The organism is Parabacteroides leei (assembly GCF_023369805.1).
Taxonomy (GTDB): domain Bacteria; phylum Bacteroidota; class Bacteroidia; order Bacteroidales; family Tannerellaceae; genus Parabacteroides; species Parabacteroides leei.
Map to the genome: position 1 here is coordinate 28093 of NZ_JAMBQG010000007.1, position 12757 is coordinate 40849.

Here is a 12757-nt window from a genome sequence, read left to right on the forward strand (position 1 = left end):
GTATAAGTGGTTATTCCAATCTTTATTTAACATGTAGTATTTTTACCGACTTCACACTGAGCTAAGTAATTGCATAAACAACCTTGCCTTGTTCACCGATCCCCTATACCTGGATCTTGTATTCTCCAGCCAAGTCGGAAGTTGTAAAATAAAGACTAACGGATGACTCCTGTCTGTTTTTCACCTCCGGAACCCATGTGACGGAAATCCGGCAGGTAAGGTTCCCCGGGAAACTTTTGTCGCTTCCATTTCGATGTTCGATCGAAGCTGTTGCTCGGTAATGTTCCGCTTGCATACTTATAAGACAAAGAGGTGTAGAAGGATGTTTTTTCGCTGCTACCGCTAACGGAAACGTTGGTATTACTGTTGAAACCTAAATTATACGCATCTTTAAAGATATTCTTTACCGGGCTGTAGGCAATCGTTGAATAATCATAGTTTTCGATGTCACGTCCGTTGAATGCCAGTCCCCAATGACGACCTGTTCCGGTGATAAGGATCGGCTTGCCTGCAGAGTTCAGATAGGTACAATTACCGTTCATGTCGGTAATTGTACCATTAGTGGTTCCTTTCACTATGATAGAGGCGCCGGCAACGGGGCCGAAATCACCCTCTACTACCCCGGTGAGTCCCCCGTTTTGTTGGGAAATACCGGAACTTGGCTTACTGGGCGATAGTTTTTAGATTACCGAAGTGTTATTTTGGCAAATAAGCACTTCTTTGTTTAAAATGATATATAATGCATAAGTCTTGTATTTTAACGTCTGTGTAAAAATATGTTTTGTTGCTCCCATAGTTCTAAAAGAACCATAGTTATTCAAAAGACTACACTTATTGAATATCAAAACCTATAAATTCAACGGTTACAAATATTAACTATTGCAATAAGGAAAGGATGCTTACTTTATTGCAGTTTCTCTGATCCATTTGTGTGTAAATATTAATTAATAACTTTCTAGCTTCCGTAAAGACGGGCAATTTCATGTCTATTATATAAATTTAATTAAATCTGGTATCACCATTCTTGATTGTATTATTAACTGATTGTAAGCTAAAGGTATATCGGGTGATGCTGTGGTATCAAAATGGCGCGTCCCTTGTTTTACAAAAGTTGGATCACATGATAGTAGTTTCCAGTCTTGGCATGTTTCTTTGTTACATTATTCTTAAGCACTAACCGACCGAACAGAGACATGTTGCGGATTCCGGATTTTATTTTACTTCGTTGTTCGATATGCCTCAATATTTCCGCGGCAGGAAGCAATTCACCTTTCTCTCCGGCTTCGAGCAAACGGAAATACTGGAAGAAAAGTTGTTCCTCCACAGGTGTTTGCTGGAACTGGTTTCTCCATTCGCTGTTGTTGCATGGCAATGTATCGGCCAGTTGCCGGATATGATCTTTACCATTCCAGGCTGGCAAGTCGCTCAGAATTTAACAGATCGGTGAGTGTTCCGATACCCGGTCGGAATAGATATAACGTTTAACATCCCTGTCCCACAATAGGATTTCTTCCCCCTGCGCATGTAGACTGATGCTATTAAGAGCCTGCTCGCAAACCGTGAAAAAGTTGAAATAATAAGATTTCCTATCCCTGAATTCCACCTCTTCTTTCAACAGGTTATATCTGAATTCATACCTTCGTTTCATAAACTCGTCTACCTGTAAGGCTAACGATTGTTCCGGTCGTATGCAAGATTTTCACCAAATCCGTACCAGAGCCGGTAAACATTCCGTACCATAGTCCGTATTTCCGTCTCGAAAGGTAGAAATTGCGTATGTACGGGAAGCGATTTCATCACATCTTCTTCCGGTATGCCACTGCGGAAAGTATTTTCCGCCAAAAGTGTTAAAAACGGTTTCTTATCTTCTTCTCGGTAGGTGAACCTACTGTGTCTAAAGTCTTTTGCAAGGCATTTTCGAATAACAGGGAAATGATATGGCTGCGTTCGTGACCCGGGGCCAGCCGTTTTAACGGATCGGTTTCTGTCTTTTTGGCGGTAGAAACCGGTAGCTTTCCCGGGATCGACCAGGGCTGTCCCATAGGAATCGGCAAGGCATCGGGATTATAATATATATCAGGGTCGAACGAAAGCCGGCAGGCGGATTCCGGGTTTTAGTTCTTGTTAATGATGTCTCTTTGCAGTTGCTCCTGATAATAGGCGGTTGCCCGCTATTGTGCATGTGCATGGAAAAAACGGACCAGCGATTCATTTTGTGGAACCGTATTGTCCCGCAGCAGGAAAGGTACGACGATCTTTACGTTTTTTCCTCCTGAACCGATAAAAGCAAACAGGGTTTGGAGTGATTCGGTAGCCTTCCGGCATACCTGTATTGCTTCAGAGCAGTTAGCTAGGTTACCCACATTGAGTAACACCAATCCGTTGTATCGGCCGGCTACAAACTGATCGTCCTGTTTCTTAAAGGTAGATCCGAAACAAACGACCGGTAACTGAACAGCTCGTTTAACAGTAAATGACACGAATATCGATGAGTGACGCTGCTTGCATACTACAGCGTCACCATTTTTTCATCTGTTTATTAGCGGGTTATTACTTATCCGGTACATGGATGACACCGGATAAGCAAACAAATGTTGTTGGAATACTTAAGTCTATATTTTATAATCCAAGACAGAAGTTAACTAATGTGATTACATCTTTGGGAGCACTCATGTCTGTCTTTTGTTTCTTCATGAAATTTTCTATTTGTGTTTCTTTATTGGGGAAAAGTTTCAGAAGAGTTTTCTTATTTTTGAATTTGAAAGGTTGGCCCTTGCGAAATATACAGTATTCGTTCTGGTTTCCTAATTTAAAGACTTCCGTATATTGATCTTCATAAGCACCATATTGCCACTCTGCTGTGTTTATTGTCTCCACTTTAGCTTGCTGTGTTCCGTAAGCTCCTTTATAGCCTTGCGATTTGTTTTTTAACAACCAGTTTATACCAATAACTCCGTTGGGAATTTGAATTATTTCATAAAAACTTTCTTTGCTTCCAACAGGAATAAACTCTGAATCAGCAATGTAAACAGTATCTATCTGTGATATATTAGTCAGAATCATTTCTTCTTTACCGTTTTTAAACATCATCTTTTGGTTTCCAGCGTCGTAATTAAGTTCTGCCGGAGTCTTGGAACTGTTCTTCATCAACACAATACCTTTTGCATAATTTTCAAATAGCATCTGACGCTTTTTTTGTGCATTGACACTTACTAGAGTAACAAAGCAACAAAGAATGGTAATTAACGAATATGTTCTCATTGTAGTAGAATGTAAAAAAGAGTAGTTGCCATAGACAACTACTCTTTAAGGTTATTAATTATCTAAATCATTTCTTCGGTCCTTCACCCCATTGCGGAGCATTCTTATCCTGCCATGTACGTTCCGAGTTCAAAATGGTTTTATTGTTACTTCCTGCAGCACTGACAGTATAGCCTTGTGCTGCATAGGCATCCAATTCGATCTGATACAACTGACTTGTTTCGTTAGGAACACCGGTATGGAAACGGCGTGGTATATCAGTTACTGGTATTGAACTATAATTTTCACGATTGATAAACTTGGAGCCGAATTTAGGAATACCTGAGCGACGGGCTGTTACAAACTGATCGTAAGGATACATCGTAAAATGTAATAATTGCTGTAAATATACCTTTTCCAATTGTTCATCGATAGAACCGGTAAGTTTATAATCCTCAGCAGCAAGCATTGCTTCGATTTCCCCATCTTTCAACTCGATGGAAACTTCATTCGGATCATAATCATACGTAGTTCCATAATAAGCAATTTGGTTTAATCCGGCAGCTTTGTCATATTCCAAAACGGATTGTTTTAATCCTTGTGTATAATAATCTTCTGCAGTATTTGGTAAATTGGCACCTAACAATTTGAATTCAGCGAGGTATAAGTTGACTTCCCCACCACCCAAATACATACCGTACCAGGGACGGTTGTCGTTTTTCGTGATAACCGGACCTCCGGGAATTGTCGGCATGGTAAAGTTATAATAACGTCCGATAACCATCTGCCGTTGATACATAGAGTATGGGCGATACGATTTTGCACTTTGACCGTTTTCGTCAGTAATCTTATAGCGGTTGTCATAATCAAACCATTCCCCATAAACCGCACTATTGTTGTTTGCATTATATTCAACTGGCAATCCATAGTATCTAACCCAGGGTTCGCCCATTCCTTTCCATTTTACGAATGTTTTCTTTCCGTTGGTATTTATCGTATATTCGATATTTTCTTCAATATAAGACGGAATAGCCTTACCCTGATCGTAAAACTCCTGTACTATTTTAGAGTTCCAGTCATTCTTGTCGTAACAGAAACGTACACGCGGGTCTTTGTTCTCAATCATGAAGTTAATTACGCGTTGGTTAGCTGCTGTTCCTTCCATAAATCCGTTACTCCAATGATAGACAAAGTCATTGCTGCTTGAATTTATAGTACATTTATTGAACAGTATGGCATCTTCAATAGAGCTGATGTAACCACAAGGTGCACTTGCAACTTCCGAAGCAATAGCCAAAGCTTTTGCCTTATCTTGTGAAAGCAGACGAACTGCTATTTTCAGTTTAAGGGAATTTGCAGCTTTGGCCCATTTAGTAAGATCACCATGGAAAATAGGATCTTGCTTTGTGGGGAATATCTGTTCTGTGGCAGTCGTGAATGTAGTGATGGCAGCATTCAACTGTTCCAACCATAAATCATATAGATCTTCAATTCTGTCATAGGCAGGTGTCAATGTTCCGCCATGCAAAGCGTTGCCAGCTTCTGTAAACTGAATGTCACCATTAATGTCACTACTTGAAATTGCGAGAAATGTTGTAAGAAAGTCTACACAAGCAGCTGTAGCGGCGTGTTTGGCAGATTCTTCATCACTCATATTAGAGCGTAAAAATGTAATTTCATGTGCCAGTTTCAATACATTTACATAACCTACACCACCAACAGCAGTTGTCAGGAAGGAGCTTTCTTTAAAACTACCGGTAGGCACAGCCATCTGACTCCAGGATGTCAACATTGGAGAATCGTAGAACCAATAAGTGTAACTATAAGGTTCAAAATCCATAACAGCCTGTGCGAATATATAAGACGGTTCAGCTTTTGTTACTTGGGAGGGGCTGGAATTGATATCCGCGAAATCATCACGACATCCAGTTGTGCACACTATCGTCGCACTTAATCCTAGTCCCAATAATATATTACGATAATTGTTCATGATTAATCAATTTAATGTTTCTGATTTTAGTTTTAGAATCCGACATTAACTGTAAATGTATAGTTTGCTGTCAAACCGCTGAAAGAACGAACGCGGAATTCGGAAGCAACCGTACCACGGACAGATTCCGGGTTTACACCGTCGGGCATTGAATTTAGCAAATAACCTAAATTACGTCCGGATACAGATAAATTCAAATGTTGTGCACCAATTTTATTTGCGAACTTCTGAGGCATTCTGTATGATAATGTAATTTCTCGTACGGCAATGTAATTCAACTTTTTCAGCCAAGCATCGTTAACTGTACCTGTTCCCCATGCATTGTTCCAGTAATGCCATGAGGAAGCATGTTGTGGGTCTACAATTCCTTTGCCATGCAGAGACTCATAAGTTTCGCCTCCTTCAGCTACCGTATAAGAAGTGCCGTTTGGAAGAGGTATAGATGTTCCACCTTCGATCAGACCGACTGGAATAATACCGTCATGATAAGTCTCTCCATCCCAGATAGAGGTATAAGTCATACCGCCATTTTCCGAATCACGCCATTTTAAAGAAGTTTCCGTAAACCCGTAAGCTGTTCCGTAACGGTTTGCATAAGAGGCTACATATCCTCCGAAGCGCATATCGAATAATGCGCGCAGGCTCCAGTTCTTATAAGTAAGCGAAGTACTTACAGAACCTAAGAAATCCGGTACCAATGAGCCAATGATTTCAGCTTCACCACTACGCTGGTAGTACATAGCATGCATTCCTCTGTCGCCTCCGTAATAATCAACGGCGTTCAGGACAGGTAGGCCAGTTTTTTCATCAATCTTAGCTTTGGAGTCACTCATCAGGACACCATATGATTCACCGACTTTTGCAACCGAACCGACACGGTAGTTACCATAACTGACTTCTCCGGACAATGTAATATAATTTGCCACATTAGGATGCAATTCTATAATCTTGTTCTCATTTTTCGTATAGGTGAAATCCAAGTCCCATTGCCAGTCTTTTGTTTTAACAGGGGTCGTATTCAGTGCAATTTCAAGACCTTTATTCTGGATATTTCCGGCGTTGATATATTGACTACTGATACCGGAAATACTAGGGACACTGATCGACATGATCTGATCTTTGGTGTTTTCTTTATAATAAGTAAAATCGAGACCGATCCTGTTAGACAAGAAGCGCCAGTCCAAACCTATTTCCCATGCATTTTTACGTTCAGGTTTCAGATCGGTTGAATAGGCTGTAGACGGAATACTTAATGCATAAATATTATCACCGTTTTGCAATTGCCCCGTCATTAGTGAATAAGCGGAGTTGATGGTATATGCTTCTGTGTCATTACCAACCTGTGCCCATGAAGCACGAACTTTCGCAAAAGAGATCCATTCTGGAAGCTGGTCGCGAAGTGTTTCGTGTATCAGCCATGATCCGGATATAGATGGATAGAAGTATGAATAATTTCCATGATTATCGGAATAAACCAAAGAAGAAGACCAGTCGTTACGTCCGGTTACATCCAGAAAAAGTTGATCTTTCCAGCTTACACTGGCCTGGAATGACAAAGACAGCATCCGTTTTTCTCCTTCAATCTTGCCACTATACGATGGTGTGTTAATGGAGTTGGCAATAAAATACTGGTTCGGTACAACTAAACCACCTTCTGTATTTTCTGCCATTGTCTGTTGCATGTTGTTATAATATTCTCCACGGATAAAACCACCTAATGTAAAATCGCCTACACTTTTATTAAATGTAAATGATGCATTGAGGTTAGTTTGTTCCTTTGAATACAATCCCATTCCATAATATCCACTGTTAGTATTTGCATAACCATCACCTGGTTTTTTGCTTTCATAGCGAGTATAATAATAATTATAGTTTCCTTCAGCACGGAATTTCATCCAGTCGGTTAAATCGGCCGTTAAAATTAATGACGGACGGACAGATGTTTCCTTTTGTGAATAATCATTCTCATAGATGTTCCACCAAGTACTTCGGCCTGGGTTATTACCATATTCGTCTCCGTAATCGGCACTCGCTAATCCTCCATGAGAACCTTTATAACGTTTGCGGAAATACTGTGTATCATAAGTACGTCCCCATGTACCGTCTACAAATAACTCTCCTATATTCGGCTGAGCGTTTTTAGGATTTGAATTTGCAAAAGAGATAGACGCTTCAATCTCAACTTTATCAGTTAGTTTGTGTGATGCTTTGGCTAGGAAAGATATGCGGTCGAAACTATTGTTTGGTAATGTTCCGTTTGCATATTTATAAGACAGGGAGGTGTAGAATGAAGTCTTTTCAGAACTACCGCTGACAGAAACGTTTGTATTACTATTGAATCCCAGATTGTAAGCATCTTTAAAGTTATTTTCTACAGGACTATATGCAATTGTGCTATAATCGAAATTCTCAATATTTCTTCCGTCAAAAGCAGGTCCCCAGTGACGGCTTGTCCCTCCAACCAGAGTCGGATTACCTGCGGAGTTCAAATGAAACTGGCCAAGGTTGTCGTATAAATAGTAATTCCCATTTGCATCAGTCTCTCCATAGCCAACATTACCTGTATAGTTACCACGACCATATTTATTTTGCAGTCCCGGTTGCTTGAACATATGGTCAACTCCAAAGGTTTGCGTCACATTTACTCCAATACCTTTTTGGCCTTTACCGGATTTTGTTGTAATAACGACTGCCCCATTCAAGCCTCGTGAACCATATAATGCAGTTGCTGCCGCTCCTTTCAAGACGGAAACCGTTTCAAAGTCATCCGGATTCAAGTTCTTCAACTCGTTACCGTAGTCATAGTTATTAGAGTCCCAGTCTGCATCTCCGTTCCTGATGGAATTGTCTAAGATAATACCGTCCACTACATAAATAGGTTGGTTGTTTTTGCCCAATGTTGAAGCACCACGAATCTGAATTTTTGTGGAACCGAACATACCACCATCTGAACCTGCAATTTCAACACCTGCTACTTTTCCTTGCAAAGCGGAAACCGGATTAATGGAGTTATTAAGTAATTCTTCTCCTTTTAACTCCGTTACTGCATAACCTAATGCTTTGGTTTCTCGTTTCATACCTAGAGCAGTAACAACTACTTCATCCAATTTTTGTGCATCTTCAATCAATTTGACTTGTAAAGTAGGTTGTCCAACATATTTGATTTCCTGAGTGGCATACCCGATAAAAGAAATCTGAATAACGTCACCGCTCTTTACTCCTTCCAATGTAAAATTACCGTCCATATCAGTAATTGATCCATTGGTTGTTCCTTTCACTACTACAGAAGCTCCGGCTACAGGTCCGAAATCATCTTCAATTGTACCTGTGACTTTCCCATTCTGTTGGGGTACACTTGTACTTTGTTTAGCTGGTACTAGTTCTGCATACATGTCTTTTGGAAAACATAATGCACCAACAAGTAAAATTAAGCTAACTGGTTTAAAGTTTTTCAACATAATTGATGGTTTTTAAATTGAAGAAGTGTTATTTTGGCGTGATAAACACTTCTGAAATTATTTTAATACTCAATTCCAGAGTCCTTTAAGAGTAAAGCTTATGTGAGTTGGCGTTTTTAATTGCTTTTAGTCCTAAAAGAACTCACGCCGATTCTCTTAAGCAATAATTATGTATACAAACATTAAATACAAGTTGCTTTTTATTGGTATATCCCTATTTATTAGTAGTTTGTATCTATTTTTATTAGGTAATGATAAACTGTCGACATATATAACAGCCTAATCAGAGATAAAGGCCTTTTTATCCGATTTTTGAGCTAAACAATGCCAGTTTTAGATATGTTAATAAAAAAATATAAGGAAAATAAACCATGCAAAAGATGTAAGGCTATTTAACATATGCGATAGAAATCAAACCTTGATTTAACTTAATAACGATTGAATATTGTTAGACAATGTGTTAAAAACAGAATTACTTGATATTTTTTTGACGTAAAATAACACTGAGTAATAATTATTTCATATATTTGTCGCGGATATAAAATGTACAGAGTTCTTTTAGAACTAAGGCAAAACGCCAACTAAAAAAACGCCAAGTTCTGAATTAATTGCTGTAAAGTATATCCAGAGTGAGTAAAACAGACTCTTGTTTCGCCAAAGCAGTGTCTATTTATGTTCAAATAAAACCATCAATTATGTTGAAAAACTTTAAGCCTGTAGGTTTATTGCTGTTGGCCGGAACACTAAGTGTTCCGGGATTTGTGTCCGCGGATACGGTTACAGCAATGCCCAAAACTAGCATTTCCCAACAAAATGGAAAAGTGACGGGAACAGTAGAAGATGAATTCGGTCCCGTAGCCGGAGCATCTGTCGTAGTGAAAGGAACAACTAATGGATCAATTACCGACATGGACGGTAATTTTACATTGGAAGGAGTAAAGAGCGGTGACGTTATTCAGATTTCTTTTATCGGGTATTCTACTCAGGAAATCAAATATACCGGTCAACCGAATTTAAAAGTAAAAATGGCTGAAGACGCTCAAAAATTGGATGAGGTCGTTGTTACAGCTTTGGGTATTAAACGCGACAAGAAAGCGTTAGGTTACTCTGTAAGTAGTGTAAAAGGAGAAGAGTTAACAGAAGCTGGTACGCCAATGAATGCAATGCAGGCTCTGTATGGTAAAACATCCGGCTTACAGTTGCAATCTACAGCTTCAGGTCCTTCTGGTGGTATGAACATTAAGGTTCGTAATGCCATTTCTTTAACTGAAGATTCTTCTACCCGTCCGCTGATTGTTGTGGATGGTATTCCTATTCATGATGAAAATACCGGACAGTCAGGTAATAGCCGTACCGGTAGTGATCATGGTACAGGTTTGAATGACATCAACCCGGAAGATATTGCTTCCATCGAAATTCTGAAAGGTGCGAAAGCCGCCGTATTATATGGTTCAGAAGGTGCCAATGGTGTTATGTTGATTACAACTAAAACCGGCGGAAAAAAAGGCTTAGGTATTGATTTCGGTATCAACCATTCTTGGAATGTTGCTGCTTACCTTCCTGAATTGCAAAATGAATTCGGTACAGGTTCGAGTGCCGGTACTGCCGCTTTGAAAGAAATTTCTAAAGACGGCTTTTATACAATGACAGATCCGGTGACCGGACAAAATGTAGAATCCTTGTGGAGAGGTTCTAGTTATAACTTCGGTCCGCGTTTGGATGGTCGCCAGTTATTATGGTGGGATGGACAGTATCGTTCTTATTCTGCTCAGAAAAATAATCAAAGAGATTTGTACCGTACAGGTGGTCAAACCAATGTAAACTTCGCATTGAGTAATGGAGGTGATTTAGGTTCATTCCGTTTATCTTATAACTACCGCGATTACAATGCAATCTCTTATGGTGCCGATAACAAAGCTCACTCATTCAGTTTTGCAGCGGATCTGAAAGCAAACGACTGGATCAAGGTAAAGATGAACACTAACTACTCAAACACGAAAGATCATAATGCTCCGTATGCTATGCAAAATTTTGCAACGTATGGTTTCCCGCGTGAACAGGATGTCAACTTGATCAAAGATACGTATCTGACAGATGAAGGTTACAATTATTTCAGCATGAATCAGTCTGTTACGCAGTTTGCACCTTATACAAGCTATATCGCAGGTTATTATTGGTCACAGTTACGCAATTCAAACGACTATGACCGTAACCACTTGATTCAATCGTTGAACATTGACGTCAAATTCAATGATAAGTTCTCTTGGAATACATTAGGTGGTATTGACTGGACTGTAGCTGATCAGGAAATTAAACAACATGTCAGCAAACCGTTGTCTTACGAAAATAAGCAAGGCTGGTATCAGGTTGCAAGCAAACGTAACATGATTATGTATGGCCAATCTTCTTTCAACTATAATCAGACATTCAATGACGTCTGGGATTTATCAGCCATGGTTGGTGGTGCTGTAAAGTATAATAAAGAAGATTATCAGGAACAATACGTAGCGGAAACATTCGCTATTGAAAACTGGTTCTCTTTGAGCAATACCCGTGAGGATTTCGGACCTCGTTCCAGCCGTTCTCGTGGTAATGATTTATTATTGAGCGTGTTTGCTTCTGCTCAAATAGCTTATGCCAATCAGGTTTACTTGGAAATCCAGGCTCGTAACGACTGGTCTTCCATCCTTCCTCCGGAAAATAACCATTATTTCTATCCGGGTGCCAGTTTGTCATGGATTTTTACAGAAGCATTTGAGATTCCAAGTTTGAATTTTGGTAAGGTGCGTGCTTCTTGGGCCGATGTAGGTCGTCCCGGCCCCCGCTATTATGGAAACGTAGACTTTTCATTAGGAGCTTATGGAGGACAGCCTACCATGTCTTTACCGGATTATTTGCCACCGGCTGACTTTGCCTCTGCCAATGGAGGATTCCCGGTTCCTAACTTGAAACCCGAACGTAAACGTGAATATGAAGTCGGTTTGGAGGGTGCATTTTTACAGGGTAATCGTATCGGTGTAGATTTCTCTTTCTTCCATAATAATACCTACGACCAGATCACGAAGTTGACTGTACCTTCTTCTTCCGGTTTGACAGAGGTTCGTATGAACGCAGGTGATATCGCCCAGAATGGTATTGAATTTTCTTTGAATACAAAGCCTATCATGACTAAAGATTGGACTTGGGAAGTGGGATTCAATTTAGCTAATTATTCAACCAAAGTAAAGAAGTTGGGTAAAGGTATTAACCAGTTGGATATGTGGGGTGCTACAGGTGCTTCTATCCGGAGTATTCCTAATGGTGAATACGGTGAAATCTATATTTATCCATATCAGCGTGACGAAAATGGTAACCGCATTGTTAATCAAGGAACTGGTGTTTGGGACTTTGATAAAACACAGATGATCAAAGTTGGTAAGATTACGCCGGATGTTGTCGGTGGTCTTACAACTAGTCTTTCTTATAAAGACTTTTCTTTGAACGCTGTATTCGACTTCCAGTTCGGTGCAACCATGATTTCTCAGACAAATATGTATTTGTTAGGAAATGGCTCCGGTGTAGAATCATTGAAGTATCGTGATGAAGCTCGTGGCGGTCTGCCTTATTATGTTAACACGACCGGAGAGCGTATCTTGCTGGATAGCCATTCGGCTGCCGTTCCTGCTGATTCTTTCTACCCATTCATTTTGCATGATGGTGTGATTACTCCGGGTGTTACGAGTGATGGAAAGCAAAATGAGAAACTGATCACTGCAGAACAATACTATAGTCAGTTATACTGGCAGGGAGGTATGGATTTATGCGAAGACCAGATTTACAAAAGCGACTATATAGCTTTGCGTTCATTGTCGTTTAACTACAATTTACCGAAAAGCTTCCTGTCAAAGTTCAAAATCCAAAGTGCACGCATCAATGCCTTTGCAAATAACTTGTGCTACATCTATAAGGCAATTCCGAATGTAACACCGGAATCTACACAAGGTACTAACTCCTATACAGAGGCTACCAGCATCCCGGGTGTTCGCAGCTTTGGTTTGGGTCTTAATGTTTCATTCTAAATTAGATAACA

The 12757-nt window shown here is 39.9% G+C and carries 9 protein-coding genes; 1 reads left to right on the forward strand and 8 read right to left on the reverse strand.

Annotated features, from left to right (window positions below; translation table 11 throughout):
- Positions 1 to 155: 155 nt before the first annotated feature.
- The 8 genes from M1P97_RS11810 to M1P97_RS11845 form a co-directional block, all read right to left on the reverse strand.
- Positions 156 to 542: a hypothetical protein gene (locus M1P97_RS11810; RefSeq protein WP_249389194.1), complete on the reverse strand. Its 387-nt coding sequence runs from the start codon at positions 540 to 542 to the stop codon at positions 156 to 158.
- Between the two features lie 560 nt (positions 543 to 1102).
- Positions 1103 to 1420, reverse strand: a complete 318-nt coding sequence (locus M1P97_RS11815; RefSeq protein WP_249389195.1) for a DUF3874 domain-containing protein — start codon at positions 1418 to 1420, stop codon at positions 1103 to 1105.
- Positions 1421 to 1432: 12 nt separating this feature from the next.
- Entirely contained in the window at positions 1433 to 1648 is a 216-nt protein-coding gene (locus M1P97_RS11820; protein WP_249389196.1) for a hypothetical protein, read from the reverse strand.
- Between the two features lie 199 nt (positions 1649 to 1847).
- The gene (locus M1P97_RS11825; protein ID WP_249389197.1) at positions 1848 to 2054 is read right to left on the reverse strand and encodes a hypothetical protein; all 207 of its coding nucleotides are present in this window, start codon (positions 2052 to 2054) and stop codon (positions 1848 to 1850) included.
- A 117-nt stretch (positions 2055 to 2171) separates the two neighbouring features.
- Complete coding sequence (locus M1P97_RS11830; RefSeq protein WP_249389198.1) at positions 2172 to 2480, reverse strand: BT4734/BF3469 family protein; 309 nt, start codon at positions 2478 to 2480, stop codon at positions 2172 to 2174.
- 139 nt (positions 2481 to 2619) lie between these two features.
- Entirely contained in the window at positions 2620 to 3261 is a 642-nt protein-coding gene (locus M1P97_RS11835; RefSeq protein WP_249389199.1) for a hypothetical protein, read from the reverse strand.
- A gap of 67 nt (positions 3262 to 3328) precedes the next feature.
- Complete coding sequence (locus M1P97_RS11840; protein WP_249389200.1) at positions 3329 to 5230, reverse strand: SusD/RagB family nutrient-binding outer membrane lipoprotein; 1902 nt, start codon at positions 5228 to 5230, stop codon at positions 3329 to 3331.
- Positions 5231 to 5262: 32 nt separating this feature from the next.
- Positions 5263 to 8688: a SusC/RagA family TonB-linked outer membrane protein gene (locus tag M1P97_RS11845; RefSeq protein WP_249389201.1), complete on the reverse strand. Its 3426-nt coding sequence runs from the start codon at positions 8686 to 8688 to the stop codon at positions 5263 to 5265.
- Between the two features lie 695 nt (positions 8689 to 9383).
- On the opposite strand from M1P97_RS11845, the gene M1P97_RS11850 reads away from it, so the two are divergent.
- The gene (locus M1P97_RS11850; RefSeq protein ID WP_195372591.1) at positions 9384 to 12746 is read left to right on the forward strand and encodes a SusC/RagA family TonB-linked outer membrane protein; all 3363 of its coding nucleotides are present in this window, start codon (positions 9384 to 9386) and stop codon (positions 12744 to 12746) included.
- The last annotated feature ends 11 nt before the right edge of the window (positions 12747 to 12757 follow it).

Excerpts from the sequence above, each read along its gene's own strand:
- M1P97_RS11820 (WP_249389196.1), bottom strand. The coding sequence starts at position 1,648 with ATGAAACGAAGGTATGAATTCAGATATAACCTGTTGAAAGAAGAGGTG.
- M1P97_RS11810 (WP_249389194.1), bottom strand. The coding sequence starts at position 542 with ATGAACGGTAATTGTACCTATCTGAACTCTGCAGGCAAGCCGATCCTT.
- M1P97_RS11835 (WP_249389199.1), bottom strand. The coding sequence starts at position 3,261 with ATGAGAACATATTCGTTAATTACCATTCTTTGTTGCTTTGTTACTCTA.
- M1P97_RS11850 (WP_195372591.1), top strand. The coding sequence starts at position 9,384 with ATGTTGAAAAACTTTAAGCCTGTAGGTTTATTGCTGTTGGCCGGAACA.
- M1P97_RS11845 (WP_249389201.1), bottom strand. The coding sequence starts at position 8,688 with ATGTTGAAAAACTTTAAACCAGTTAGCTTAATTTTACTTGTTGGTGCA.
- M1P97_RS11840 (WP_249389200.1), bottom strand. The coding sequence starts at position 5,230 with ATGAACAATTATCGTAATATATTATTGGGACTAGGATTAAGTGCGACG.